This window comes from Curtobacterium sp. KBS0715, assembly GCF_005938005.2.
In the GTDB taxonomy this organism is placed as follows: Bacteria; Actinomycetota; Actinomycetes; order Actinomycetales; family Microbacteriaceae; genus Curtobacterium; species Curtobacterium flaccumfaciens.
In genome coordinates, this window is sequence record NZ_VCCA02000001.1 from 822,468 (window position 1) to 849,428 (window position 26,961).

At 71.6% G+C, this 26,961-nt stretch carries 25 protein-coding genes; 13 read left to right on the plus strand and 12 right to left on the minus strand.

What is annotated here, in order from left to right; all coding sequences use genetic code 11:
* Positions 1–23: 23 nt before the first annotated feature.
* Positions 24–845 carry an aldo/keto reductase gene (locus FFG40_RS04040; protein WP_138802327.1) on the minus strand — a complete coding sequence of 274 codons (822 nt, stop codon included), beginning with the start codon at positions 843–845 and terminating at the stop codon, positions 24–26.
* Positions 846–934: 89 nt separating this feature from the next.
* Between FFG40_RS04040 and FFG40_RS04045 the strand changes: the two genes are divergently transcribed.
* The gene (locus tag FFG40_RS04045; protein WP_138802328.1) at positions 935–1,447 is read left to right on the plus strand and encodes a DUF1264 domain-containing protein; all 513 of its coding nucleotides are present in this window, start codon (positions 935–937) and stop codon (positions 1,445–1,447) included.
* 61 nt (positions 1,448–1,508) lie between these two features.
* Here FFG40_RS04045 and FFG40_RS04050 read toward each other — a convergent pair whose 3' ends face one another.
* Positions 1,509–1,970 (minus strand): DUF4383 domain-containing protein, encoded by a 462-nt coding sequence (locus tag FFG40_RS04050; protein ID WP_027467234.1) that lies wholly within the window; start codon positions 1,968–1,970, stop codon positions 1,509–1,511.
* 78 nt (positions 1,971–2,048) lie between these two features.
* Positions 2,049–2,693 carry a TetR family transcriptional regulator gene (locus FFG40_RS04055; RefSeq protein WP_185974079.1) on the minus strand — a complete coding sequence of 215 codons (645 nt, stop codon included), beginning with the start codon at positions 2,691–2,693 and terminating at the stop codon, positions 2,049–2,051.
* 88 nt (positions 2,694–2,781) lie between these two features.
* Between FFG40_RS04055 and FFG40_RS04060 the strand changes: the two genes are divergently transcribed.
* Together FFG40_RS04060 and FFG40_RS04065 are read left to right on the plus strand one after the other, a co-directional pair.
* A complete protein-coding gene (locus tag FFG40_RS04060) occupies positions 2,782–3,396 on the plus strand; it encodes a GNAT family N-acetyltransferase (RefSeq protein WP_138802330.1) in 615 nt (204 codons plus the stop codon).
* 85 nt (positions 3,397–3,481) lie between these two features.
* On the plus strand, positions 3,482–3,838 hold the full coding sequence (locus tag FFG40_RS04065; RefSeq protein WP_027467232.1) for a VOC family protein: 357 nt from the start codon (positions 3,482–3,484) through the stop codon (positions 3,836–3,838).
* A gap of 84 nt (positions 3,839–3,922) precedes the next feature.
* On the opposite strand, the gene FFG40_RS04070 is transcribed toward FFG40_RS04065, so the two are convergent.
* Positions 3,923–4,945, minus strand: a complete 1,023-nt coding sequence (locus FFG40_RS04070; protein WP_138802331.1) for a LacI family DNA-binding transcriptional regulator — start codon at positions 4,943–4,945, stop codon at positions 3,923–3,925.
* A gap of 216 nt (positions 4,946–5,161) precedes the next feature.
* On the opposite strand from FFG40_RS04070, the gene FFG40_RS04075 reads away from it, so the two are divergent.
* From FFG40_RS04075 to FFG40_RS04090, 4 genes are all read left to right on the plus strand, one after another.
* Complete coding sequence (locus FFG40_RS04075; protein ID WP_138802332.1) at positions 5,162–7,195, plus strand: beta-galactosidase; 2,034 nt, start codon at positions 5,162–5,164, stop codon at positions 7,193–7,195.
* Positions 7,192–8,106: a carbohydrate ABC transporter permease gene (locus FFG40_RS04080; protein ID WP_027467229.1), complete on the plus strand. Its 915-nt coding sequence runs from the start codon at positions 7,192–7,194 to the stop codon at positions 8,104–8,106. Before FFG40_RS04075 ends, FFG40_RS04080 begins: the two co-directional genes overlap by 4 nt.
* Complete coding sequence (locus FFG40_RS04085; RefSeq protein ID WP_228516621.1) at positions 8,103–9,053, plus strand: carbohydrate ABC transporter permease; 951 nt, start codon at positions 8,103–8,105, stop codon at positions 9,051–9,053. The genes FFG40_RS04080 and FFG40_RS04085 overlap by 4 nt, the downstream gene beginning before the upstream one ends.
* Positions 9,054–9,115: 62 nt before the next feature.
* Positions 9,116–10,453 (plus strand): ABC transporter substrate-binding protein, encoded by a 1,338-nt coding sequence (locus FFG40_RS04090; RefSeq protein WP_138802333.1) that lies wholly within the window; start codon positions 9,116–9,118, stop codon positions 10,451–10,453.
* 122 nt (positions 10,454–10,575) lie between these two features.
* Here FFG40_RS04090 and FFG40_RS04095 read toward each other — a convergent pair whose 3' ends face one another.
* Genes FFG40_RS04095 through aztB form a run of 4 tightly spaced genes read right to left on the minus strand, consistent with a single transcriptional unit; the run spans position 10,576 to position 14,763 of the window.
* Positions 10,576–11,754, minus strand: coding sequence for a hypothetical protein (locus FFG40_RS04095; protein ID WP_138802334.1), 1,179 nt, complete (start codon positions 11,752–11,754; stop codon positions 10,576–10,578).
* Positions 11,755–11,780: 26 nt separating this feature from the next.
* On the minus strand, positions 11,781–12,683 hold the full coding sequence (locus FFG40_RS04100) for a metal ABC transporter substrate-binding protein (protein ID WP_260678784.1): 903 nt from the start codon (positions 12,681–12,683) through the stop codon (positions 11,781–11,783).
* Positions 12,680–13,873 (minus strand): ABC transporter, encoded by a 1,194-nt coding sequence (locus FFG40_RS04105; RefSeq protein WP_138802335.1) that lies wholly within the window; start codon positions 13,871–13,873, stop codon positions 12,680–12,682. Before FFG40_RS04105 ends, FFG40_RS04100 begins: the two co-directional genes overlap by 4 nt.
* On the minus strand, positions 13,870–14,763 hold the full coding sequence (gene aztB / locus FFG40_RS04110; RefSeq protein WP_138802336.1) for a zinc ABC transporter permease AztB: 894 nt from the start codon (positions 14,761–14,763) through the stop codon (positions 13,870–13,872). Before aztB ends, FFG40_RS04105 begins: the two co-directional genes overlap by 4 nt.
* A gap of 50 nt (positions 14,764–14,813) precedes the next feature.
* On the opposite strand from aztB, the gene FFG40_RS04115 reads away from it, so the two are divergent.
* A complete protein-coding gene (locus tag FFG40_RS04115; protein ID WP_260678785.1) occupies positions 14,814–15,449 on the plus strand; it encodes a metal ABC transporter ATP-binding protein in 636 nt (211 codons plus the stop codon).
* Between the two features lie 96 nt (positions 15,450–15,545).
* On the opposite strand, the gene FFG40_RS04120 is transcribed toward FFG40_RS04115, so the two are convergent.
* From FFG40_RS04120 to FFG40_RS04135, 4 genes are read right to left on the minus strand one after another with little or no spacing between them, the layout of a single operon-like run.
* Positions 15,546–16,778, minus strand: a complete 1,233-nt coding sequence (locus FFG40_RS04120) for an MFS transporter (protein ID WP_138802337.1) — start codon at positions 16,776–16,778, stop codon at positions 15,546–15,548.
* 53 nt (positions 16,779–16,831) lie between these two features.
* Positions 16,832–17,569 (minus strand): copper homeostasis protein CutC, encoded by a 738-nt coding sequence (locus FFG40_RS04125; RefSeq protein WP_071245156.1) that lies wholly within the window; start codon positions 17,567–17,569, stop codon positions 16,832–16,834.
* Positions 17,566–19,140, minus strand: coding sequence for a M81 family metallopeptidase (locus FFG40_RS04130; RefSeq protein WP_138802338.1), 1,575 nt, complete (start codon positions 19,138–19,140; stop codon positions 17,566–17,568). The genes FFG40_RS04125 and FFG40_RS04130 overlap by 4 nt, the downstream gene beginning before the upstream one ends.
* Positions 19,133–20,317 carry an ROK family protein gene (locus FFG40_RS04135; protein WP_083404204.1) on the minus strand — a complete coding sequence of 395 codons (1,185 nt, stop codon included), beginning with the start codon at positions 20,315–20,317 and terminating at the stop codon, positions 19,133–19,135. The genes FFG40_RS04130 and FFG40_RS04135 overlap by 8 nt, the downstream gene beginning before the upstream one ends.
* Positions 20,318–20,544: 227 nt before the next feature.
* On the opposite strand from FFG40_RS04135, the gene FFG40_RS04140 reads away from it, so the two are divergent.
* The 5 genes from FFG40_RS04140 to FFG40_RS04160 all read left to right on the plus strand — a co-directional run bounded on the left by FFG40_RS04140 (position 20,545) and on the right by FFG40_RS04160 (position 26,945).
* Positions 20,545–22,338 carry a peptide ABC transporter substrate-binding protein gene (locus tag FFG40_RS04140; protein WP_138802339.1) on the plus strand — a complete coding sequence of 598 codons (1,794 nt, stop codon included), beginning with the start codon at positions 20,545–20,547 and terminating at the stop codon, positions 22,336–22,338.
* 93 nt (positions 22,339–22,431) lie between these two features.
* Positions 22,432–23,391, plus strand: a complete 960-nt coding sequence (locus FFG40_RS04145; protein ID WP_027467218.1) for an ABC transporter permease — start codon at positions 22,432–22,434, stop codon at positions 23,389–23,391.
* Positions 23,392–23,446: 55 nt separating this feature from the next.
* Entirely contained in the window at positions 23,447–24,340 is an 894-nt protein-coding gene (locus FFG40_RS04150; protein WP_027467217.1) for an ABC transporter permease, read from the plus strand.
* A complete protein-coding gene (locus FFG40_RS04155; RefSeq protein ID WP_138802340.1) occupies positions 24,340–26,025 on the plus strand; it encodes an ABC transporter ATP-binding protein in 1,686 nt (561 codons plus the stop codon). Before FFG40_RS04150 ends, FFG40_RS04155 begins: the two co-directional genes overlap by 1 nt.
* Entirely contained in the window at positions 26,022–26,945 is a 924-nt protein-coding gene (locus FFG40_RS04160) for an ROK family protein (RefSeq protein ID WP_138802341.1), read from the plus strand. Before FFG40_RS04155 ends, FFG40_RS04160 begins: the two co-directional genes overlap by 4 nt.
* Positions 26,946–26,961: the final 16 nt, after the last annotated feature.

Sequence of the window (26,961 nt, forward strand, 5' to 3'; positions counted from 1 at the left end):
TCCAGTCCGGGGTGGGGCTGGCGTCAGCTCGCGGTGTCCTCGAGCGCGTCGAGCGCGGCCACGTCCTCGGCGGCCAGCACGAAGTCGACGTCGGCGTTCTCGGCGATGCGCGACGGGGTCGTGGACTTCGGCAGCGGCAGGACGTCCTTCTCGAGCAGGTACCGGATCGCGACCTGGGCGACGGTCTTGTCGTACTTCGCCGCGATCTCGGCGATCTGCTCGTTCTCGAGCAGTCCGCCGGTGGCGAGCGGGGAGTAGCCCTCGGTCAGGATGTCGTGCTCGCGGTCGAAGGCGGTCGTCGCGTCCTGGGTGTTGCCGATGAACCAGCGGATCTGGTTGGCGTGCGGGACGACGTCCGTGCGGCCGAGCAGGTCCTCGAGGTCGGCGACGGCGAAGTTCGAGACTCCGATGCTCTTGGTGCGGCCGGCGTCGTAGAGCTCCTCGAAGACCTTCCACACCTCGACGTTGCCGTCGCGGTGGTCGGAGCCCATGTCGCTCCAGGGCCACGGCGCGTGGATCAGGTACAGGTCGACGTGTCCGAGGTCGAGGTTGTTGCTCGACTCCTCGAAGGCATCCCGTGCGCCGGAGGCCGTCTTGATCTCGGCCGGCAGCTTCGTGGTGATGAAGAGTTCGTCGCGGGGGATGCCGCTGTCGCGGACGGCCTCGCCGACGCTCGCCTCGTTGCCGTAGGCCAGGGCGGTGTCGATGTGGCGGTAGCCGAGGTCGAGGGCGGTCTTCGTGGCGTCGTACGCGTCGGAGCCGGACGGGATCTGCCAGGTGCCGAAGCCGATCTTCGGGATGTGCAGACCGTTGGACAGGGTGAACGTGTCGATGAGTGCGGGCATGCAGCGGACAGTACGCCGCAACCGCACAGCGTTCCGAGGGGCTGCCGGGTTGCATGGCGCGCATCTCGAACGGACGGAAGGACGCCCCCATGCCCCTGAACCCCACCGTGCACGACCGGAAGACCGGTGTCACCCCGCCCGGATCGGCCGGCGGCTTCGAGCTCGCCCTGCTCGACCGCGGCGCCGCCGTGCTGCAGACCTCGGCGCCGCTGCGGGGTTTCGACGTCTACGTGGTCGGCTTCCACTGCGTGAAGGGCGAGCCCGACGTGCAGATGGAGGCGCACCTGCCCGAGGACGAGCAGGCGTCGTGGCACCCGCACAACCACGAGGTGTTCTCCGGTGAGCTCGTCGCTCCGGGCCTGCCGATCGCGGTGGAGACCGAGCTGATGGGGCACCTGGTGAACTCGTACGGCAAGACCTGGCACACGTGGCACAGCACCCCGATGGGTTCGCACCCCGCACACGACCTGCCGATCGGCGACCCGATGCTCAGGTGGTCGTTCAACCGCGAGGGCGAGCGCGGTGTCGGCACGATGCGCGACGCCTTCACGGGCACGAGCCCGACCCCGGGTGTCGTCGACGCGGACGACGGACGCCCCTGACGACGGACGGGAGGCCCGTGGCGGTGTCGCCACGGGCCTCCCGTCCGTCGTGTGTTGCGGTTCAGCGCGCGGTGCGCGTCCCGATCCGCGGCAGGACGAAGCCGAGCACGATCATCGCGACGGCCAGGAAGGCGTGCAGCACGTTGTCCGCGCTGTTCAGCGGCACGAAGTTCGCGCCACCGGCCATGCCCGCGGTGAAGAGCCCGTATACGAAGAGCACCGCGTAGACGATGCCGCCGGCGACGAGGTACAGGCGTGCGGAGGCTGCACGGCGGGCGGCGAGCAGCCCGACGATGCCGAAGAGCAGGTGCACGATGTTGTGCAGGACGGACACCTGGAACAGGCCCAGGAGCAGGGCCATGGAGCCGTGGCCGGCCATGGACATCGAGCCCATGTCCATGGTGAGTCCGGGGATGAACCCGGCGATGCCGACGATCAGGAAGACGACACCGAAGACGAACGCGCCCCGCTGGGTCCACGTCGAACCGGAGGTGGTGCGTGCGGTTGCTGCGCTGCTGGTCATGATCAGCCCTCTTTTCTGTACGCGCCGCAGTGTGCGGCACACATGACATTCGGAGCGCTTCCCCGGTCGGTTTGCAGGTCAGTGCTCGGAGGTCACCGCGGTGGTCACGACGGCGGTCACCGCGGTGGTCAATCCGCGCACCAGCAACGCCCGCGATCGGGCGGTCGCGGTGCCGTCCGGATCGCTCCACGCGGCGCGGGCGAGCCCGTCCACCAGGGTGATCACGGCCTCGGCGACCACGGGCACCGGCTCCGACGGCGCCGCCCCGTGCCGCGCGGTCCAGCGCTCGATCCCGGCCACCACGCCGTCGCGCCAGAGTCGTCGTTCGGCGTCGAGCAGGTCCCCGTCGCCGTCCGGGGCGAGGGCCGTCGCGCTGAGGGCCTCGAGCACCCGGAACCGCTCGGGTTCGCGCCGCACCAGGTCGAGGTACGCCGAGATCCCCGCCTCGAGCGCGGCGGCGAGGTCGTCGTGCTCGTCGGCGGCCGCGAGCACCGGCGGCAGGACCGCACGCGCCTGCCGCTCGAGCAGCGCGACGACCAGGTTGCGCCGGGCCCCGAAGGCGTAGTGCACGACACCGTGGGCGACGCCGGCTCGGGCGGCGACGGCCCGGGTGGTGAGGCCGCGCAGGCCGTCGTCCCGCACGACCAGGGCGGCGGCGTCGAGCAGTTCCGCACGCCGGTGCTGTCGGCTGCGGTACCCGCGCGTCTGCTGCTCGTCGGTCATCACAGGAAGCGTACGGGGCGCGTGCAGGACCGACCGCGAGGATGAAGTCGGCCAGGCGGCCAAATCAGCGAGCACCCGAGGAGTCAGCATGGAGACCGTCGTCCGAGCAGCAGGACCCGCCGAGCTCGAGGCGGCCGCGGCCGTCCTCGCCGAGGCCTTCGCCGACGACCCGGTGCTCGCCGAGTTCCGGCCGCCGCGACCCGGCGAGGAGCGCCCGGCCGTGCTGACCGGGCTGTTCGCCGCGCTCATCCGGTCGGTGCCGATGCCCGCGCGACGGGTGGACGTCGCCACGATCGGTGGCCGGGTGGTCGGCGCCGCCTTCTGGCAGGCACCCGGTCGGCAGCGCGGGGGCGTTCGGGCCTTCGTGCGGCAGGTGCCGGCGTTCCTCCGGGTCCTGGGGCTCGGAGGGGTGCTCCGTGCGGTGGCCCACCTGCGCCGCATGGAGCGCGCCCGACCGGTCACCCCGCACTGGTACCTCGCCGAGATCGGGGTGTCGGCGTCAGCGCGTGGTCGGGGCATCGGCGGACTGCTGCTCGGCCACGCACTCGAGCGGGCGGACCGGACGGCGGACGGCGCGTACCTGGAGTCCTCCACCCCCGTGAACCGTCGGCTGTACCGACGGCACGGGTTCACGGACGGTGCGCCGATCGCGGGGTTCCGCGCGGCGACCCCGATCAGCATGTGGCGTCCGGCGGCCGGCTGACCCGGCACCGGGGGACACCGAGCCTGTGCCCCCGCGCACGAGCGCTGCCTACCGTCCACGGCACACCACGACGAGAGGAAACACCATGGCAAGTGGAGTCGCAGCAGTCTGGGTCCCGGTCAGCGACATGGAGCGCGCCGTCGCGTTCTACCGCGACACGCTCGGTCTCACCGTCAAGGACCAGTCCGACGACTGGAGCGAGATCGACGCCGGCGGCCTGATGATCGGCCTGAACGGGCGCGAGTCAGCCAGCCAGGCGAGCGACGGCGGCGCCGTCGTGTCGTTCCAGCCGGACGGCAGCATCGAGGACGAGGTCGCCGCGCTCAAGGAGCGCGGCGCGGACATCCAGGGCGAGATCAGCGAGCACCCGTGGGGCAAGATCATCCCCTTCAAGGACAGCGAGGGCAACGACCTGCAGCTGTACTCGCCCCCGCAGGGCTGACCCGGCCGGGTGCAGGACGCACCCACAGACGGACGGGAGGCCCGTGGCGACGCCGCCACGGGCCTCCCGTCCGTCCGCGGCCGGCTACGCGGACCCGCGCCAGACGACCTCCGTCGGCAACAGCAGACCGCGTGGACCGTCGTCGGTGCCGCCGATCTGCTCGAGGACCTGGTGCGCCGCCTGCTCGCCGAGCAGGCGCGCCGGCTGCCGCACCGTCGACAGCTGCGGGTCGCACCGCAGCGCCCAGGCGCTGTCGTCGAACCCGACCACTCCGACGTCGGACGGCACGCTCCGGCCGCTGCGCTGCAGGACGTCCATCGCACCGGCGGCGACGGCGTCGGACGCAGCGAACACCCCGTCGATGTCCGGGGCGCGCTCGAGCAGCTCGCGCATGCCCTCGGCGCCGGCGGTGTAGCTGAACAGGGGGTTCCGGGCGACGAGGCCGGGGTCGAAGCGCTCGCCGAGTGCCGCGGTGAACCCCGCCAGACGGTCCTGGCCGGAGTCGCGGTCGAGCCCGGACGCGAGCATCCCGATCCGACGACGACCGGTGTCGATCAGGCGCCGGGTGATCTGCTCGGCTGCGGCGCGGTTGTCGATGCCGATGTACGAGATGTTCGCGGCGTCGGACGGGTGCCCGACGAAGCACGCGGGCATGCCGATCTCCTCGATCGCGCCGGTGATCGGGTCGCCGTCGCGGGCGGACAGCACGATGGCGCCGTCGACGAACCCGCCGCGCAGGTACTCGACCACGCGCTCGCTGTCGCGGGCGGAGTCGACCATGATCGTGACGAGCTGCTGGTCGGCGTCGGACAGCACGGCGTTCGTGCCGATCAGGATGTTGCCGATGTTGGGGTCGTCGAGCACCACGACCGAGGGTTCGTGGACGATGAGCGCGATCGCCCCGGAACGCCGGGTGACCAGGCTGCGGGCGGCGGCGCTGCGCACGTAGCCGACGCGTCGGACGGCGTCCTGCACGGCCTCGCGCGCCTTCGGCGAGACGTACGGCTCGTCGTTGAGCACCCGTGAGACGGTGCCGCGCGACATCCCCGCTTCGTCGGCGACGTCCTGGATCGTGGCGCGCTGACGAGCGGATCGGACCTCGGACATGGGGCAACCATATCCGGCGCTGAGGAGCCCTCGGAACGCCTCGCAGTTGACAGGGTGCAGCCGCTGGTGTTTGATCTGGGAGCGCTCCCAGAAACATCCGGCCCCGATCGGCCGGTGCGGACTGGGAGCGCTCCCAGAACACTGGGTGGCCTTCGCCGTCGAAGGGGTCGCACGCGACCGAGGCGGCCGGGGCCGCCCCGATCAGCGAGGATCCCCGTGACGACCACCACCCTGCCGACGGCCGCCACCGGCGCGCTCGGCCTCGGCTCGACGGGCCTCGCGTTCGGGTGCGACTACAACCCCGAGCAGTGGGACCCCGAGGTGTGGGTCGAGGACGTCCGGCTCATGCGCGAGGCCGGCGTGAACCTCGTCGCGATCAACGTCTTCGGCTGGTCGCACGTCGAACCGCGGCAGGGTGAGTACGACTTCGCCGCGCTCGACACCGTCATCGAGCTGCTGCACGGCGCGGGCATCGGGGTCGACCTCGGCACGGGCACCGCCTCGACACCACCGTGGCTCACCACCCGGTACCCCGAGGTCCTGCCCGTCGTCGCCGACGGCACCACCCGCTGGCCCGGTGGCCGCCAGGCGTTCTGCCCGAGCTCCCCGGTCTACCGCGAGCACGCCCTCGCCCTGGTCCGCGCCACCGCCGAGCGCTACGGCGAGCACCCCGCCGTGCGGCTCTGGCACGTGTCGAACGAGCTCGGCTGCCACAACGCGCACTGCTACTGCGACGTCTCCGCCCAGGCGTTCCGCGGCTGGCTGCAGGCCCGGTACGGCACGGTCGACGCACTCAACGCCGCCTGGGGCACCTCGTTCTGGAGCCAGCGCTACTCCGCGTGGGAGCAGGTGCTGCCGCCCCGCGCGACGCTGTCGTTCACGAACCCGGCGCAGACCATCGACTTCGACCGGTTCTCGTCCGACGAGCTCCTCGGCCACCACCGCGCCGAGGCAGCAGTCCTGCGCGAGCTGAGCGACAAGCCCGTCACGACGAACTTCATGGTCGCCGCGCACATCACGGCGCTCGACTACTGGTCGTGGGCCGGCGACATGGACGTCATCGCGAACGACCACTACCTGGACCACCGCCTGCCCCGGCCGCACGTCGAGCTCGCCTTCGCCGCCGACACCACGCGTGGCCTGGCCGGCGGCGCCCCCTGGCTGCTCATGGAGCACTCGACGGGTGCCGTCAACTGGCAGCCGCACAACGTCGCGAAGGCTCCGGGCGAGATGCTCCGGAACACCGCGGCGCACATCGCCCGCGGGGCCGACGGGGTCTGCTTCTTCCAGTGGCGCGCATCCGTGCAGGGCAGCGAGAAGTTCCACTCGGCGCTGCTGCCGCACGCCGGCACCGAGTCGGGGACCTGGCACGACGTGGTCGCGCTCGGCGCCCTGGTCGAGCGGCTCGGCGAACTGCGCGGGTCGCGCGTCGTCGCCGACGTCGCGCTCGTGTTCAGCTGGGAGAACCAGTGGGCCGCCGACCTGGAGGCCCACCCCAGCACCGCGCTCCGCTACCTGGAGCAGGTCCACGCGTTCCACGCCGCGCTCTGGGACCTCGGCGTGACCGTCGACGTCGTCGCCCCCGGTGCACCGCTCGACGGGTACGCGCTCGTCGTCGTCCCCGAGCTGTACCTGGTCCGCGACGAGCACGCGGCCGTCATCGCCGACCACGTCGCCGGCGGCGGGCACGCGATCGTCAGCTGCTTCAGCGGCATCGTCGACGAGCGCGACCGGGTCCGCACCGGCGGCTACCCGGGCGCCTTCCGTGACCTGCTCGGCGTGCGGGTGGACGAGTTCCTCCCGCTCGCCGCCGACGCCACGATCGCGCTGTCCGACGGCACGACCGGCAGCGTCTGGTCGGAGCCGGTCGAGCTGCGCGGTGCGACGAGCGTCGTCGACTACGCCGAGGGCTCGCTCGCCGGCCGCCCGGCCGTCACCCGCAACGAGCACGGCACCGGGACCGCCTGGTACACGTCCACGGTGCTGGACGCCGGTGCGCTGGGCGGGTTCGTCCACCGCGTCCTCGACGAGGCCGGGGTCCGCGCCGACCCCGCCGTCCGCCCCGGACTCGAGGTCGTGCGACGCCGGGACGACACCCACGAGTGGGTCTTCCTGCTGAACCACTCCGACCGCACCGTCGAGCACCACGAGGCCGGCCACGAGCTCGTCGCCGACCGCCCCGTCACCGGGACCACCGCCATCGCCCCCGGCGGGACCCAGATCATCCGCACCGACAGGAACCGCTCATGACCACCACCGCACAGTCGCCCAGCGCGACCCGACGACGCCGGGGCGGCGGGTTCCGCTACCGCCGCGCCATCGCGATCTTCGTCCTGCCGTTCGCCGTGCTGTTCACGGCGTTCTACCTGGTCCCCATCCTCTACGCCGTGTGGGAGTCGCTGCAGAAGATCGAGCGGCAGGGCACGTTCGGCGCCCCGACGCAGGTCTTCGGCGGGCTGAGCCAGTACGCCCTGGTGTTCCAGGACGGCGAGTTCTGGAGCTCCGTGCTCCGCGTGCTGCTGTTCGGCGTCGTGCAGGTGCCGGTGATGCTCGGGCTCGCGCTCCTGTTCGCCCTGCTGCTCGACTCCCCGCTGCTGCGCGGCAAGCGGTTCTTCCGCCTGGCGTTCTTCGCGCCGTACGCGGTGCCCGGCGTCATCGCCGCGATCATGTGGGGCTACCTCTACGCCCCCGACCTGTCGCCGTTCTCCGCGGTGACCTCGCGGGTCGACCTGCTCGGCGGCAGCACCGTGCTGTGGGCCGTCGCCAACGTCGTGACCTGGGTCTACGTCGGCTACAACATGCTCATCATCTACTCGTCGCTCCTCGCGATCCCCGCCGAGGTGTACGAGGCGGCGAAGCTCGACGGTGCGTCCCAGCTCCGGATCGCCCTGTCGATCAAGATCCCGCTCGTGGTGCCGGCCATCGTCCTCACCGCGGTGTTCTCCGTCATCGGCACCCTGCAGCTGCTGACCGAGCCGACCGTGTTCCGCCAGTTCACCTCGACCATCTCGTCGACGTTCACGCCGAACATGCTCGTCTACTCGACGTCCTCGGTGCCGAACTTCAACCTCGCAGCGGCGTTCTCGGTCGTCCTCGCCGTCGCCACGTTCGTCCTGTCGATCGGGTTCCTCCGACTGACCCAGCGGAAGGCCGCCGAATGACCGTCAACGCCCCGTCCCAAGGTGACCTCGTCCGCGACGTCGGCCGACCGCTCGAGCCGAACCGGGCCTCCCGTCCGCACCAGCGCGGAGCGCGCGGTCCCCGTGAGAGCGTCATCTCGCGCAGCGCCGCGATGATCGTGATGGGGGTCTTCACCCTCTACTTCCTGCTGCCGATCTTCTGGCTGCTGGTCTCGTCCACCAAGACCGCCGCGAACTTCAACTCGACGTTCTCGCTGTGGTTCAGTGCCACCTCGGTGCAGGACTTCTTCGGCAACCTCGTCGAGCTGTTCACGCGGCAGGACGGCATCTACCTGCGCTGGCTGCTGAACAGCATCGCCTACGCGGGGGTCGCCGGTCTGCTCGGCACCGTGCTCTCCGCGATGTGCGGGTACGCCCTGGCCAAGTACCGGTTCCGCGGCCGCGAGGTCCTGTTCAACGTGTTCCTCGGCGGCGTGCTCGTGCCGGCGACCGCCCTGGCCCTGCCGCTGTTCCTCATCTTCAGCCAGGTCGACCTGACCGACACGTTCTGGTCGGTGTTCCTGCCGAGCATCGTCAGCCCGTTCGGCGTCTACCTGTCGCGGCTGTTCGCGGCGTCGAGCGTGCCCGACGAGATCATCGAGGCCGCCCGCATCGACGGCTCCGGCGAGGTCCGGACGTTCTTCACCGTGGCGGTCCGGCTCATGTCGCCCGCGCTCGTGACGATCTTCCTGTTCCAGTTCGTCGCCGTGTGGAACAACTTCTTCCTGCCGCTCGTGATGCTCCGCGACTCGTCGCTGTTCCCCGTCACCCTCGGCCTCTACACGTGGAACTCGAGCGTGAACCAGTACCCGGACCTGCGCACCCTCGTGCTCATCGGGTCGTTCGTCTCGATCATCCCGCTGCTCATCGCCTTCCTGAGCCTGCAGCGCTTCTGGCGCTCCGGCCTGGGCTCCGGCGGCCTGAAGTAGCCCCTCGACCCGCACCCCTTCCCGCACCAGCTCTCCCCACACCACATCCGAACGGAAACAGCATGAAGACAACGAAGTTCCTCAGCGTCGCCGCGATCGCCGTGGCCGCCACCGTGGCCCTCGCCGGCTGCAGCACCGGCGGCAGCAGCAGCGGCGGCGGATCCGACACCATGGCCGCCAGCTGCAAGCCCTCGGACGGCAAGGTCACCCTCGACTTCACGACCTGGGTGCCGAACATGGACAAGGTCGTCGCGATCTGGAACAAGGCCAACCCGGACATCCAGGTCAAGGTCTCGATCGTCGCGAACGGCAACAGCGGCACCTACCAGAACTTCTTCAACCAGCTGAAGGCCAAGCAGGCGCCGGACATCGGCCAGGTCGAGTACGACACCCTGCCGGCGTTCCGTGTGCAGGGCGGCCTCGAGGACATCGGCGCGTGCGCCGGCATCAGCGACGCGAAGAAGGACTTCTCCGACGGCCTGTGGAACCAGGTGACCTTCGGTGAGTCGAAGTCGGTCTACGCGGTGCCGCAGGACTCCGGTCCGATGGCGCTGTACTACCGCAAGGACCTGTTCGAGAAGGCCGGCCTCGACGCCCCGAAGACGTGGGAGGAGTACGCCGAGGACGCCGTGAAGATCAAGGCGCTCGGCGGCAACATCACCAACTTCGCCAAGGGTGACGTCAACCAGTTCGCGGGGCTCGTCTCGCAGGCCGGTGGCCAGTGGTTCGAGAACTCGGGCCAGGACTGGAAGGTCAACCTGAACGACGACGCGTCGAAGAAGGTCGCCGACTACTGGCAGGACCTGATCGACAAGAAGCTCGTCAACACCCTTCCGAGCTTCACCGACCAGTGGAACAGCGCCTACGACAGCGGCAAGGACTGGACCTGGGTCTCCGCGGTCTGGGGTGCGAACACCATCTCGAGCGGTGCGCCGTCGACCTCCGGCAAGTGGGCCGTCGCGCCGATGCCGCAGTGGAAGTCCGGTGAGACCAAGTCGGCCGCCTGGGGTGGTTCGTCGAACGTCGTCTTCGCGGGCAGCGCGCACCCGGCCGAGGCGTCGAAGTTCCTGGTCTGGCTGAACACCTCGACCGAGGCGCTCTCCGCACTGAACAAGGAGGCCAACCTGTACCCGGCCTCGACCACCGGCGCCGACCTGCCGGCCCTGACCGAGGGGCTCGACTTCTACGGCGGCCAGAAGATCTACGAGGAGTTCGCCACCGCGGCGAAGGACATCCAGCCCTTCACCTGGGGCCCGACGATGACGCAGACCTACTCGGACGTCTCCGACGGCTTCGGGCAGGCGGCGTCCGGCTCGGGCACGTTGGCCGAGGCGCTCGAGTCCGGGCAGTCCAAGACCATCGCGGCGCTCAAGGCGCAGTCGATCCCGGTCAAGGGCTGACGCACGGCGGCTGACGTCGCGCGGTCCACGCGCTGACAGCGGACAGGAGGCCCGTGGCGGGATCGCCACGGGCCTCCTGTCCGTCTCGGGGTCGTGCTCCGGACCCCGTCGCGCGATCGTCGCTACGCGACCGCGATCTCGTTGGGCACGCCCGGCAGCTCGTCGCTCGAGGCGATGACCTTGCCGGTGGTCAGGTCGACGGCGTGGACCTTCTGCTCGGCGGGGTCGGTGACGTAGGCGACGTCACCCTCGACCTTCAGGGCCGGGTGGGCGTCCTGCCACTCGGTCGGGCCCTCCCACGCGTCGATCACCGGGTACGACTCCAGCTGCTCGCCGGTGGTCTCGTCGAAGGTGTGCAGGGCGCCGTCGTCGCCGAGCACGACGGCCTCGTCGCCGGGGCCGCGGGCCAGGTCGCGGAACGTGAAGCCGACGCCGTCGGGCATGTCCGCGACGGTGTACTCGCCCGAGGCCGCGTCGATCAGGGCGATCTGGTCGAGCAGGTAGCCCTCGCTGTCGGGGTCGTCGTTGTAGTCGCCGACCGCGACGGACGAGTCCTCGGTGGTGAACAGGTTGCCGGTGCGGCCGTAGTCGGTCGGGGCGTCGATCTTCTCGAACGCGCCGTCCTGGTAGACCAGCGCACCGTCGGTGCAGCCGAACACCGCGACCTCACCCTTGACCGCACCCTCGCCGTGCACGTCGGGGCACTCCTCGGACCGGGTGGTCTCCTTGCCGTCGGCGTCCAGGGCGCGCACACCGGAGCGGCTCTCCTCGGTGCCGATGGTGGTCAGGAGCGTGCCGTCCTCGAGCTCGATCGCGACGCCGTGGTGGGCGGCCTCGGACTTCGTCGTCTCGACCTCGGGCAGGTCGGCGCCGTCGAGCTCGGTGTGGTCGAACGTCGTCACGTCGCCGGTGCCGTCGGCGAACAGGGCGGTGCGGTCGCCGTGGACGACCGCGTGGCCGCCGGTTTCGGCGGGGAACACCGCGTCGGTCAGGGCGGGCTCGGCCTGCGTGTCGAGGACCCGGAAGCCCTCGGGCACGGTGACGAGCACGTGGCGTCCGTCACCGGCCGGGTTGACCCGGGTGAAGCCGTCGATCGCGTCGTCGGCCACGACCCGCAGTTCCTGGTCGAGGACCAGCAGGCCGCCGTCGTAGGTCAGGGTGATGCGGGTCCCGTCGGCCTTCGGGGTCGCAGTGCTGTCGGACCCGGCGTCGGTGTTCGTGGCGCACCCGGTCAGGGCCAGGGCGGCCGCGCCGAGCAGGGCGGCGGGCCACACGGCCCGGAGCGTCTTCGTGTTCGTCATGCTGTTCACTGTATTGATTCTCATTCTCAATTACCAGTCGACAGGCCGTCGACGATGGCCTCGGTGTTCGAGCGCATCATGCCGAGGTAGGTGGAGGCGTCGCCGTCCTCGGTGAGGGACTCCGTCGCCAGCGGGCGGATCTCGACGTGCAGGTCGACCTCTTCGGCCAGCACCTCGGCCAGTCGCGCGGGCTGCGAGGCGTCGGCGAAGATCGTCCGGACCCCCGCTTCGTCGATCGCGTCGGCCAGGTCGCGCAGGTCGGCGGCACTGGGGGAGGCCAGGGTGGTCCCGCTCGGGATCACCGCCCCGACGACCCGGAACCCGTAGTGGTCGGCCAGGTACCCGAACACGTGGTGGTTCGTGACGAGCGCCCGGCGTTCCTCGGGCACGGTCCGGAACGCGGTCGTCATCGTGTCGTCCAGGTCGCGGAGCTCGTCCAGGTAGGCGTCGGTGCCGGTCGGCTCGATGCCGGCGTCGCGCAGGTCCTGGTCGATGGCCTCGACCACGTCGACCATCCGGGCGGGGTCGGTCCAGAAGTGCGGGTCGGGGCCGCTGTCGTCCTCGGTGGTCCACTCCAGCGGGTCGAACGCGTCCCCGGCGGTGGAGACCGGCACGCCGTCCTCGGCCGCCGCAGCGACGTGACGGGCGACCCCCTCTTCGAGTCCGAGCCCGTTCTCGACCACCAGGTCGGCGCTCCGCAGTCGCGCGGCTTCCTGCGCGGAGACTTCGAACGAGTGGGGGTCGGCGCCCGGGGGCATGAGGACCATGACGTCGGCCTGGTCCCCGACGACTTCGCTGACGACGTCGCCGAGGATGTTCGTGGTCACCGCGACGAGGGGGCGGTCGGAGCCTGCGGTGGTGCACCCGGTGGCGACGAGGGCGACGACCGCGGCGACGAGGCCCGCGGTCAGGGCCCTGGTGCCCGTCACAGTCCGACCTCGGCGAAGGCGGCGGGGGCGACGGGGAGCTCGATCGTGCGGGCGACCCGGGCGCCGTCGGCGAAGTCGATCTCGTGCACGGTGCCGTCCGTGGGGTCGGCCAGGTAGGCGCGCTGGGCGTCGAGCTGCAGCAGCGGCGCGGGGTCGTCTGCGCCGGTGTCGATGAGCGCCTTCGTCGTGGCCACCTTCCCCGTCGAAGCAGTCACGACGACCACCCGCCCGGAGTCGTCGACCCCGACCACGTGCTCGTCCTCGTCGTCCACCGCGACCACGGCGCGCAGGGGTCGATCGGTCGGCACGAGCCGCCAGGAGCCCTGACGCACGTCGAGCAACCAGAACCCGCTCGTGCCCGCCAGGCCCGCGACGGTGGGGCGGCCGGGACGTGCGGCGAAGGCCGTCGGACGCTCGGCGCCGTCGGGCAGGTCGACGAACGAGGTCTCGCCGGCGTCGTCCACCACGACCGCTCCGTCGGCGCAGCCCACGACGGCACCGGCGCGGGTGACGATCCCGCCGGCGGGGTCGGTGCACGTTTGCTCGGCGGCGGCGGTCGCCTCGCCGTCCGGGTCGAGCACGCGGACCGTGTCGCCGTGGGCCGCCACGAGCTGCTCGCCCATCGGCAGCAGGACGCTCGCGTCGATCCGGGCGGTCTCGTCGACCTCGCCCTGGCCCAGTGCCTCACGGTCGAGCACGACGGCCTCGGCCCGGTCCGGCCAGGTGATCGTCGTCATGGTCTCGGACGAGTGCACCGCAACCCGGCCGCCGCCGTCGATCGTGCCGACGACCCGGGGTTCGGCGGCGTAGTAGTGCGTGTGGTCGCCGTGGTCGACCGTCCAGGACCCGCCGTCGACGATCGTGGTGCGGTCGGTATCGCTCGTGACGAGGAACCGGCCGTCGGTCGCCGAGTGCTCCGGTGCGTCCACGTCCTCGAGTTCGGTGGTCTCCTCGGTGAGCAGGTCGTGCAGCGCGGTCGCGCCGGTCGCCGACACGGCCAGGAGGCGCACCTGGGGTTCCTGGGACTCGCTCGCGCCCGCAACGTAGCCGTGGGGGCGGGCGGTGCCGGTCGAGCTGTCGGCCGACGGGGTGCCCGTGGAACAGGCGGTGACGGTGAGGGCCAGGCCGGTGGCGAGGCCGATGGTGGACAGGAGGCGCGCGGGGGCGCGACTGGTGGTCGAGTGCTTCATGCTCCCTCTCGAGACGGTGCGGCGGATCGTGGTACGGCCGGCGCGGCCGCGCGCGCCGGTGTGGGGATCGGGGTGCGCCGCAGGACGACGACGGCCAGGGCGCGCGAGACCACCACGCTGCCGACGGCGACCGCGGCGATGCTCGCGCCGGCGGCGGTGCCGGCGTGCCAGGAGACGAGCAGCCCGACGAGCACGGCGGCGGCACCGATCCCGGCGCCGAGGAGCATCGTCGAGGCCACGTGCCGGGTCCAGGCGCGGGCGGCGGCCGCCGGCGCGAGCAGCAGGCCCACGACGAGCAGGGTGCCGACGGCCCGGTACGAGGCGACGACCGCCAGGGTGACGAGCCCGATGAGCACGACCTCGGCCAGGCGTGGGTGCAGTCCGAGCGTCGTGGCCTTGCGGGTGTCGAACGCCAGCGCGGTGAAGGGCCGGTGGAACGCCACGGCGACGGCCAGGGCCACGGCTGCGGCGATCGCGAGGCCGCCGACGTCGGTTCGGGTGACGGCGAGGACGTCGCCGAACAGGATCGCGGTGACGTCGGTGGCGAACGACCGCGAGGACGAGACGATGATCACGCCGAGCGCGAGCATCCCGACGAACAGCAGGCCGATCGAGGTGTCGTACGACAGTCGGGCGCGACGTCGCAGCGCCCCGACGCCGAGCACCATCACGCCCGCACTCACCGCGGCGCCGAGCACCGGCGGGATCCCGGTCAGGGTGGCGATCGCGACGCCGGGCAGCATGCCGTGCGACAGCGCCTCGCCCAGGAACGCCATGCCCCGGACCAGCACCCACGTGCCGACCACGGCGCAGAGGACCGCCGCCAGGGAGCCGCCGACCAGGGCGCGAACCATGAAGTCGACGGAGAACGGATCGGTCAGCCAGGTCACGGTCCGAGACGCTACATGAAAACGAGTATCGATACTGATAGCGTGCTCAGGTGCCTGCGACCGAGCCGACCGAGCCCCGACCCGCCGTCCACCTGGACCGCGTGACGGCCGTCCTCGGCGACCGGACTGTCCTCGACGCGCTCGACGTGACGTTCCCCGCAGGGGTCGTCACCGCGCTCACCGGACCGAACGGATCCGGCAAGTCGACGCTGCTCGACGTGGTCGCGGACGTCGTGCGGCCGACCGCCGGGCGGGTGACGGGCCTCCCGTCCGACGGCGTCGCCTACGTGACCCAGTCCGTGCCGCCGACCACGCTCCCGCTCACCGTCCGCGCGGCCGTCACGATGGGGCGGTGGCGGCACCGCGCGTGGTGGCGGCCGCTCGGACGCGCCGACCGGGCGATCGTCGACGCGCAGCTCGAGCGTATGGCGATCACGGACCTCGCCGACCGGCCCGTCGAGGAGCTCTCGGGCGGGCAGCGTCAGCGGACGCTCGTCGCGCTCGGGCTGGCGCAGCGTGCCGGGGTGCTGCTGGTGGACGAACCGACCGCGGGGGTCGATGCCGTGTCGGCTGCGCTCGTGGTGGCGGCGCTCGCCGACGAGGCCGCGGCAGGGGTCGTGGTCGTGCACGCGGCCCACGACCCGGTGGCGATCGCCGCGGCCGACCGCGTGGTCATCCTGGCCTGACCGATTCCGCAAAACACCGGTGTTCACCCGTTGAACCGCGGTCTGCGCGTGTTCAGTGCGCGAACACCGGTGTCTTGCGACCGATCCCGACCGGGGTCAGGGGCAGGCGACGGCCACCGGGCCGGTCGGCGTCGGGTCGGCCGCGACCGGCTCGACCACCGGCACGGCACTCGACTTCCGCAGCCCCATCGCGACGAGCACGACGGCGCCGACGATCGCGACCCCGCCGGCCAGCCAGAAGTCAGCAGCCAGACCGAACGACGACACCGCGGCACCGCCGAGCACCGAACCGGCGGCGATCGCGAGCTGGATCGTCGTGACGAACAGCGCGAGCCCGGTCTCGGACCCGGCCGGCGACGCCGTCGACATCCAGGTCTGCATCCCGAGCGGCAGCGCACCCCACACCAGGCCCCACACGACGAGCAGCACGAAGACCCCCACGACGGAGTGGGCGAGCAGCGGCAGCAGCACGACGGCCGCCGCGAGCACGAACTTCGACGCCCCGATGGTGGCGAGGACACTGCGGTCGAGCGTGAAGCCCGCGGCGAAGTTGCCGACGATGCCCGCGACGCCGAACACCAGCAGCGCGATCGTCACGGTGTCCGGGCCGACGCCGACGAGCTGCTGCAGGTACGGCGCGATGTAGGTGTACGCGGCGAACTGGGCGGCGAAGACGAAGGCCGCGGCGATGAGCCCGACCCGGGCACGGGGCACGCGGAGCAGCGACCCGAGCGTGGCGAACCGCACCCGCTGCTGCGCGGGGATCCTCGGCAGCATCGCCAGCTGCAGGACGAGCGCGACGACACCGAGCGCCCCACCGATCACGAAGCCGAGACGCCAGCTGGCGAGCGATGACACCAGGGCGCCGAGCGGCAGGCTCACGACGGTCGCGACGGAGACGCCGGCCGTGATGAGCGAGGTCGCACGGATCGTCAGCTCCGGCCGGACGAGTCGCCCGGCGATCCCGGCGCCGATGGCCCAGAAGCCCCCGATGCCGACACCGAGCAGCATCCGTGCGATGAGCAGCACCCAGAACGACGGCGCGATCGCGGCGAGGCCGTCGGCGACCACGAGCAGCACGGTCAGGGACACGAGCACCACCCGGCGGTCGAGTCGCGAGGTCAGGACGGTGACGACCGGTGCCGCGACGGCGCCGACCAGTCCGGTGGCGACGACCATCAGGCCGGCGGTGCCGATGCCGACGTCCAGGTCGTCGGCGATGGCGGGGAGCAGTCCGATGGGCAGGAACTCGGACAGGACGAGCACGAACGACCCGAGTGCGACGGACGTGACGCTGAGCCACCCGCGGCGCGCTGCTGACGATGTCATGGGGGCGTCAAGCGGGTGCCGACGGCCGCCATTCCCGTGTGACGGTGAACGACTCAGGCGTCGAGCGCGCGCCGCGCGGCCGCGACGACCTCGGCGTCGGTGACGAAGTGCGCCGAGCCGTCGTCCCCGGCGCCCATCGGCACCCCGGCGTGCGTGCTGTCCGCGGCCGGACGCTTGGCCGACAGGTGCACGGCTGCGGCGCCGGTGGCGAGCAGGGCGCGGACGTCGGCGGGGGTGACCCCGGCGCCGGCCATCACCTGCACGGGCCCGGCGGCCTCGACCATGCGCGCGATCGTCTCGGCGCCGGCGACCGCGGTGGGGGCGGCACCCGAGGTCAGGACGCGGGTGAACCCGAGCGCCGCGAGCGACCCGGCAGCGGCGACGGGATCGGTCGCGTGGTCGATCGCGCGGTGCAGGGTGACCTCGGCCGTGGCGCTGACCGAGCGGGCGGCGTCCACGAAGCGGCGGAGGGCGTCCTCGTCCAGGGTCCGGTCGGGGCGCAGGGCACCGACCACGACGCCGGCGGCCCCGGAGCGCAGGACCGTGCGGACCTCGCGCACCATGAGCTCGACCTCGTCGGGGGAGTGCACGAACCCGCCCGGACGGCAGCGGACCAGCGCGTGCGCCGGGATCCCGGTCTCGTGGGTCGTCTCGACCAGGGCCTGCGACGGGGTGAGCCCGCCGAGCTCGAGCCCGACGCAGAGTTCGACGCGGTCGGCGCCGCCGTCCCGCGCGGTGATCGCACCCGCCGGAGAGGTCACGGCGATCTCGAGTGCGGCGGTGGTGCTCATGCAGGGGCTCCGAGCGGTTCGTTGGAGGCGGGGACGATGCGGGCGCGGAGGTCCGGTGCCGTCGGGAACACTCGATCGTAGGGGAACATCGGCCGCTCGATCCTGTGGTGCCCGAGGCGCAGCAGGTCCTGGTCGACACCGCCCGGGGTGAGGGCGAGCATCCAGTCCGCGGACATGTCGAACAGCTCCGGTTCGAGGTACCCGATCTTCACGATGACGACGTCCGCCTGCCGCGGTGCCAGGTCGAGGTCGGTGAAGTCGTGCTCGTGGTGGTACGGCTTCCGCAACTTCGTCAGGATCGCGAAGACGCTGCCGACCTGCAGCACGACCTCGGTCTCGGCGTCGCGGTCACCGTGCTTGATCGCGTGCACCCGGCCGGTCATCGTGATCGGGCCCGCGTGCACGTGGTCGACCTCGGCACCGGCGGTTACGGTGATCGTCGCACCGACGCCGGCGTCAACCGCCGCGGCGACGGCGGCCGGTCCGGGCACGCTCGCGTAGATGACGGTCGGGCCGGACGGGTCCTGGAACTCCGGGCGGGCGAGCACCTGCGTCAGGCCCCAGGTCATGTCCCCGGAGCCGCCGGCCGTGGGGTTGTCACCCGAGTCCGAGACGAAGTACGGCTTCGCGGCACCCGGGGCGAGCGCTGCGTCGAGGCACTCCTCGAACGTGCCGGTGGGGGCGACGAACACGAAGTCCTCGCGGACGTCCCAGAACGCACGTGCGAGCCGCTCGGCACCGGCGGCGACGGCGGCCTCGTCCCACCCGGTGACGACGGTGACGGCCTGGTCGCGGGGCTGGTCGGCCCACGCGTACCCGACCCAGATCGCGGCGTCGAGCACGCCCTCGGTCTGCTCGACGAGCGGGACCTGCGCGTACAGGGACTTCGCCGGCTCGAGACGGGTCGAGGTCTGCTCGCCCGGCAGCAGGACGGGGATCGGGATCCAGGCCTTCACGGGGCGCTGCGCACCGACGGGTCGTTCGGTGAGCACGTCGACGAGGTTCCGGACGGCACGCTCCTTCGTCTCGAGGGTGTCCTCGTGCGGGGCCATCCGGTAGCAGGTGACGAGGTCGACCCGGTGGGCGAGCTCGCGCGTGACGTTGCCGTGCAGGTCCATCGACGCGGACACGATGACGTCGGGGCCGACGACCGCGCGGATGCGGCCGAGCAGGTCCGTCTCGGCGTCGTCGAGCCCCTCGACCACCATCGCGCCGTGGATGTCGTACCAGAGCCCGTCGACCGGACCCAGCGCACGCAGCCGCTCCACGATCTCGTCGGCCAGTGTTTCGTACGACGCCCGGTCGACGATCCCGCCGGGCAGCGCGTGCCCGATGAGCGCCCCGCGGAAGTCCGCCCGGTCCGCCATGGTCGCCAGGAACGGGTAGCGGGCGACGGCTTCGTCCCCGCGGTCCGGGTGGAACGCGGGGGCGTGGGTCCGGGTCGGCGTGAACGTCGAGGTCTCGATGGCGAGCCCGGCGATCGCGATGACCGGGCGACGGACGTCAGCGGCGCCAGCGGTGCTGGCTGCGGCGACGGGGACGGCTGGGGTGACGGGACCGGTCTCAGACACGGACGCTCCTGTTCCTGGTGGTGGACTGGGGAATGGGCGCGGAGAGCTCCTCGAGCGAGGCGGCGAGGCCCCGCTGCAGCGCGAACTGCCCGGCGCCGACGAGCCCGGCATCGGCGCCGAGCGACACCGGCTCGATGGCCAGGTGCTGGGTCATCAACGGGTGGCAGCTCTCGTAGAGCTGACTCCGCACGGCGGCGATGAACGGGTCGAGGGTCGACAGGATGCCGCCCAGGTACACGGCGTCGGGGTTGAAGAAGTTCACGTTGGCGGCGAGCACCTCGCCCAGGTACTTGCCCGCCATCCGCACGGCACGGGTGGCCTCGGGGTGCGCGTCCGAGGCGAGCCGGACGACGTCGGCGGTCGACGCGACGTCGACCCCGGCGTTCGACAGGATCCGGACCAGGGCGGCACCGGACGCCACTGTCTCGAGGCAGCCGGTGTTGCCGCACGAGCACGGGGTGTCCCCGGCGGCGTCGATCCGCACGTGGGTGATGTCCCCGGCGGCCCCGGTCGACCCGCGGTAGAGCCGGCCGTCGATGACGATGCCCGCGCCGATCGCCGATCCGGCCTTGATCGTGATGGTCTGGCGTCGAGCCGGGTCCTGCACGGTCTGTTCACCCGCCGCCATGCAGTTCGCGTCGTTGTCGACGATCGCCGGCAGGCCGAACCGGTCGCTCAGCCACGCGGCCACGGGGAACCCGTTCCACCCCGGCATCCGGCTCGGCAGGTCCACGACGCCGGCGACGACGTCGACGGGCCCGGGCAGGCTGAGCCCGACACCCCGCAGCCCCTCGCGACCACGGTCGTCGGCGAGCCGCTCGAGCAGCGCGGCCAGGCGCTGGAGCCCGGCGGTCGGACCGTCGGAGAGCGCGAACGGGACGTTCGCGACCGACTCGAGCGCGCCTCCAGGCAGGACCACGCCGATGCGCGCGTGCCCGCCACCGACGTCCGCGGCGACCGCGTACTCGTCGACGCCGCCGATGCGGAGCACCTTGCGGGGGCGGCCGCCGGTCGAGACGTCCGTGCCTTCCTCGGCGAGGATCCCGTGCTCCAGGAGCTGCCCGACGACGTGCGAGACGGTCGAGGGGGCGGCTCCGAGCACCTTCGCGATCTCGGTCCGGCTGGCGGCCTGCCCCGAGGCGACGAGCTCGAGGACGCGGGCGCTGAGATCGGCCACGACTTTCTCCAATCCGGGCGGAACGGGAGCGGAACACCGGTCGGTGGTCCGTTCTGCCGCGAGCCTACGGGGCGGATCGAGCGGTCCACCCTTTCGTCCGTTCGGCAGTAACGCAGTTTTTACATCGAGATGTTTGTTTTTCCAATCGCTTTGGTCCTTGACTGTCCTCGTGCCGCCCGGCACCCGTGCTCCACCTCCCCGAAGTCCCTCGCACAAGGAGACACCGCATGTCCAAGCCCCGTCGCTGGGCGCTCCTCACCGGAGCTGCGATCGCTGTGAGCGCGCTGCTCGCCGGCTGTTCCGGAGGCGGCAACGCCTCGCAGGGATCGACCGACGAGATCGACTACGCGCTCCCCGCCAACTTCACGCCGAACTGGATCCTGCCGATCGGCACCGCCGCGCACCTCAACACGAACAACGGCTCCATCGCCCAGTCGCTGTACGAGCCGCTCGTCGCGTACGACGGCTCCACCGGCAAGATCGCGTGGAACAAAGCCGGCTCCGTCGCCACCGATGCGAAGTTCGCCGACGACGGCAAGAGCGTCACCATGACGCTCGGCGACCGGCACTGGTCGGACGGCGAGGCGATCACGAGCCGCGACGTCGGGTTCTGGTTCAACCTGATCAAGGCGAACAAGGACCAGTGGGGCTCGTACTCCAAGGGCAAGGCACCGGACAACTGGACGTCGTTCAAGGCCGTCGACGACACGCACTTCACCATCACGTTCGACAAGGCCTACAACTCGGACTGGATGCTCGCCAACCAGCTGAGCCACATCATCCCGCTGCCCCAGCACGCCTGGGACAAGACCAGCGCGACCGCGAAGGTGACCAACGCCGACGAGACCACCGCCGGTGCGAAGCAGGTGTGGAAGTACCTCAACACCGCCGCCGGCAAGATCTCCGACTACGCCACCGACGACCTGTGGAAGACCATCTCCGGACCGTACGGCGTCAAGACCTTCACCACGGCCGGCAAGGTCACCCTGACGGCGAACAAGAAGTACGACGGTGGTGAGAAGCCGTCGATCACGACGGTCAACCTGCTGCCGTTCACCACGGCCGACGCCGAGGTGAACGCCGTCCGCTCGGGCGAGGTCGACTACGGGTACATCAACGCCACCGACATGGACCAGGAGTCCTCCTTCACGGGGAAGGGCTACGAGGTCGAGCCGTGGACCGGCTGGGCCATCACGTACATGCCGTACAACTTCAACAACCCGACGATGGGCGCCGTCTTCAAGCAGCTGTACGCCCGTCAGGCCGTCCAGATGTCGATCGACCAGAAGTCGCTGTCGAAGGTCGTCTTCAACGGCACCGCCACCTCGACGTACGGTCCGATCCCGCAGGCACAGGAGTCCGACTACGTCTCCGACGTGCAGAAGTCGAACCCGTACCCGTTCAGCACCTCGAAGGCCAAGGACCTGCTGACCAGCCACGGTTGGGAGGAGCAGGGCGGCACGATGGTCTGCACCGACCCGGGCACGTCCGCCAGCCAGTGCGGCGAGGGCGTCGAGCAGGGCACGAAGTTCTCGATGCAGGTGCTGTCGCAGTCCGGTTCGACCGTGACAGACAACATGATGAGCGCGATCCAGTCCTCGCTCGCGAAGACCGGCGTCGACTTCACCATCAAGACCGCACCGGTGTCGAGCGTGCTGTCGCAGACCCCGACCTGCACCTCGGACGAGGCCAGCTGCGACTGGGACCTGTCGTTCTTCGGCACCGCGGGCAGCTGGTACTTCCCGGCCTACCCGACCGGTGAGTCGCTGTTCCAGACCGGCGGTTCGGCGAACTTCGGCAGCTACTCCAACAAGGAGGTCGACTCCCTGATCGACGCGACCACCACCTCGACCGACGCCACCGCCGTGCAGGACTACAGCGCCGCGGTCGCGAAGGACCTGCCGGTGATCTGGCTGCCGAGCCCCGACTACCAGATCTCGGTCGTCAAGAAGGGCCTGTCCGGCTTCGACCAGGACTCGCTCGCCAACTTCCACCCGGCCCAGTGGAAGTGGAACAAGTAAGACCGTGACCACGGATGGGAGGCGCGGTGCGCGTCCGACGCGCACCGCGCCTCCCGTCCCTCGCACGTCTCCAATCCGACCATCGGAAGCCGCATGACCACAGCTCTCTACCTCACCAGGCGCGTCCTGCAGGCGCTCGCGGTGATCCTCATCGTCACCGTCGTGGTGTTCTGCCTGCTGCACGCGCTGCCCGGCGGCCCCGCCCGCGGCGTGCTCGGCGTCTCCGCGACCCCGACGCAGATCGCCCAGTTCAACCAGGCGCAGGGGCTCGACCAGCCGCTGCCCGTGCAGTACCTGCGGTTCCTCGGTCGTCTGCTGACCGGCGACCTCGGTACCTCGTACACGCTCAACGAGCCGGTCTCGCAGCTCATCGCCGAGCGTCTGCCGAAGACCCTCGTGCTCACCGGCATCTCCGCGGTGCTCGGACTCGTCGTCGCGATCCCGGTCGGGATGCTCCAGGCGGCCCGCCGCAACGGTGCGGTCGACTACGCGGCCACCGCCCTGGCGTTCGTCTTCTACTCGACGCCGGCGTTCTTCCTCGGCCTCGTCCTGATCATCGTCTTCAGCCAGCAGCTGCCGTGGCTGCCGTCCCAGGCCCCGAGCGGCACCACCCTCGCCGAGGTGTTCCAGGACCCCGCCGGACTCGTGCTGCCCGTGGTGACCGGAGCCCTCGCGATGATCGCGGTGTTCAGTCGGTACATGCGCGCCTCGACGCTCGAGAACCTGCAGGAGGACTACGTCCGCACCGCCCGTGCCGGCGGCGCCTCGACCGCGACGATCCTGCGACGGCACGTGTTCCGGAACTCGCTGACCCCGGTCGTCGCGATGCTCGGGTACTACCTGCCGGTGCTGTTCGGCGGCGCCCTGGTGACCGAGCAGCTGTTCAACTACCCCGGCATGGGGCTGCTGTTCTGGAACGCCGCACAGTCCTCCGACTACCCGACGCTGCTCGGCTGCGTGCTCGTCATCTCCATCGCGACCGTCATCGGCACCCTGCTCGCCGACGTCGCACAGTCCTTGATCGACCCCAGAGTGAAGGCGAGCCGCGCATGACCGCCACGTCAGTCATCGACACTGCGTCCACCCATGACGTGAAGGCGAGCCGCGCATGACCGCCGTCCAGATGGCCCCCGAAGCCCCTGGTGCCCCCGTCACCGTCGCGGCCACCGGGTTCCGGCTCGCCGCCCGCCGGTTCCGGGGCAACACCCTCGCCGTGATCGGCCTCGCCCTGATCGTCGTCATCGTGCTGTTCTGCTTCGTCGGCCCGTTCGTGTACCCGACCGACCAGACCCACACGCTGCTCGAGCAGGCCAACCAGGGCCCGAGCGCCGCGCACTGGCTCGGCACCGACGCCGTCGGCCACGACGTCCTCGGCCGCCTGATGTACGGCGGCAAGGTCTCCCTGATGGTGGGCATCGCCGCCGGGGTCCTGGCCACCGTCGTCGGCACGCTGTGGGGCTCCGTCGCCGGGTACGTCGGCGGCTGGGTCGACGCCCTGATGATGCGCGTCGTCGACGCCGGCATCGCGATCCCGGCCCTGTTCATCCTGCTCGTCATCTCGGCGATCACGAACCCCGGGGTCGGCGGCCTCATCGTCATCCTCGGCCTGGTGTCGTGGCTCGTGCCGTCCCGCCTGATCCGCGCCGAGACCCTGACGCTCAAGAACCGCGACTACGTCCTGACACTGCGCGCGATCGGCGGCTCGCACGCCCGCGCGATCGGCAAGCACCTGCTGCCGAACTCGGTGTCGACGATCGTCGTCGCGGCGACGTTCCAGGTCGCCGACGCGATCCTGCTGGTCGCCTACGTCTCGTACCTCGGGCTCGGCGTGCAGCCGCCAGCGACGGACTGGGGCGGCATGCTCTCGGCGGGTCTCACCGCCGCCTACTCCGGACGCTGGTGGCTCATCGTGCCGCCGGGTCTGGCCGTGATCCTGGTCGTCTGCGCGTTCAACGCGGTGGGCGACGGACTGCGGGACGCCTTCGACGTACGGGGCCGCTGATGACGACCGAACCGATCCTGCGGACGACCGACCTCGGCGTCTCCTTCAGCACCGAGTCCGGCACCGTCGACGCCGTGCGGGGGGTGTCCCTGACGGTCGCCCCCGGCGAGACCCTCGCCCTGGTCGGCGAGTCCGGCTCCGGCAAGTCGACCGTCGCCCTCGCCGCGATGGGCCTGCTCTCCGGCAACGCGACGGCATCGGGCAGCGCCGTCGTCGCCGGCCACGAGGTCGTCGGCGCCGGCGAACCCGCGCTCCGGGCACTGCGCGGCTCGACCGTCTCGATGGTCTTCCAGGAGCCCGCGACCGCCCTCGACCCGCTCACCCGCGTCGGTGCGCAGATCGCCGAGGTGATCCGGAACCACCGGGACGTCTCCGCGTCCGCCGCCGCGGCCGAGGCCGTCGACCTGCTCCGTCGCGTCGGCATCCCCGACCCCGAGTCGCGCACCCGGTCGTTCCCGTTCCAGCTGTCGGGTGGGCAGCGCCAGCGCGTGGTCATCGCGATGGCGATCGCGAACGCGCCGAAGCTGCTCATCGCGGACGAGCCGACCACGGCCCTCGACGTGACCGTGCAGGCCGAGATCCTCGAGCTCCTCCGTGCGCTCGCCGCCGAGACCGGCACCGGTGTGCTGCTCGTCACGCACAACATGGGTGTCGTCGCGGACTTCGCCGATCGGGTCGCGGTGATGCTCCAGGGCGAGATCGTCGAGACCGGCGGGGTCGAGGACGTCCTGCTCCGACCCCAGCACGAGTACACCAAGCGGCTGCTCGCCGCGGTGCCGCGGCTCGACGTGGCGGGCGATCGTCCGTCGGCTCCCGTCGCCGACACACCGACCGAGACGGCCGGGAGGCCCGGTGCGGCCCCGGTGGTCGACCTGCGGGACGTCTCGGTGACGTTCGGGCGCGGGGCGCGCGCCGTCCACGCGCTCGCGGGCATCGACATCGCGGTGCACGCCGGTGAGACCGTCGGCCTGGTCGGCGAGTCCGGCTCCGGCAAGTCGACCGCGGCCCGGGTGGCGCTCGGGCTCATCAAGCCGACGTCCGGCACGGTGTCGCTGTTCGGGCAGGACCTGCGGACCGCGAAGGGCCGCGACCGTCGTGCCCTCCGCTCCGGCATCGGCGTCGTGCTGCAGGACCCGGTGGCGTCCCTCGACGCCCGGATGTCCGTGGCCGAGTGCATCGCGGAGCCCCTCGCCGTGCACCGTCGCGGGATGTCCTCGGCCGACCGCCGTCGCCGCATCGACGAGGTGCTCGACGCCGTCCGGCTGCCGCGGACCCTGGCGTCCCGTGCCCCGCGCGAGCTCTCCGGCGGGCAGCGCCAGCGGGTCTCGCTCGCCCGGGCGCTGGTGCTCGAACCGCGGTTGCTCGTCGCCGACGAACCGACCTCGGCGCTCGACGTCAGCGTGCAGGAGACCGTGCTCGAGGTCCTCGGCGAGCTGCAGGACGACCTGGGGTTCGCGTGCCTGTTCGTCTCACACGACCTGGCCGTCGTGCAGCACTTCGCCGAGCGCGTCGTGGTGATGCGCCAGGGCGTCGTGGAGGAGCAGGGCACCACCGGCACGACGCTCCTGCACCCCACCACCGACTACACCCGGCGGTTGCTCGCCGCGGTACCGGTGCCCGACCCCGTGCTGCAACGGCAGCGTCGAACGGAGCGCCTCGCCTCGCTCGCGGCGGTGACCGCGTGACCCGGGTCCTGGCCGGGGTCGACGTCGGCGGCACCAACACGAAGGTCGTCCTGACCACGCCCGACCTCGAGGTCATCGACCGCCTCGACCTGCCGACGCCCGCCCACGCGGGCGGGGCGGCGATCGTGACGGCCGCACTCGGGGCCGTGACGGGTCTGCTCGAGACGCACCGGGCCTCCTTGGCGGGTGTCGGGGTGGGCGCGGCCGGCGTCGTCGACCGGACCACGGGGACCGTCCTGGTCACCGGCAACTCGTTCACCGGGTGGGCCGGGTACGGCGTGACCCGGGCGGTGACGGACGCCCTCGGCGTCCCCGCGACCCTCGACAACGACGTGAACGCGTTCCTGCTCGGCGAGATCGCCACCGGCGCGGTCGTGGGGGAGTCCGACGTGCTCGGGATGACCCTCGGCACCGGCGTCGGCGGCGCGCTCGTGCTCGACGGACGGCTCTTCGCCGGCCCGCGCGGTGCCGCGGGTGAGATCGGCCACGTCCCCGGCTTCGGTGACGCGCGGTGCACCTGCGGACAGACCGGGCACCTGGAGACCATCGCGGGCGCACGCGGCATCGCCGACCGCTACGCCGAGCGCTCCGGCCGGATGCTCTCGGCACGGGACGTCGCCGTCGCCGCACGCGCCGGGGATGCCGACGCGGCCGCCGTCTTCGCCACCGCTGGGTGGGGCCTGGCCCGTGCCGCACTGCTGACCGCGGGGATCCTCGACGTCACGACCGTCCTGATCGGCGGGGGGATCGCACGGTCCTGGGACCTGCTCGAACCGGCCATCACGGCCGCGATCGCCGCGGAACCGCCGGTCAGCGGGGCGACGATCCGGCTCGCGCAGTCGACGCTCGGGTCCGACGCCGTCGCGCTCGGTGCGGCGGCGCAGGTGCGAGCGCGCGTGCTGGAGCCGGAGACCGCGTAGCGGGGGAGCGCCCGGG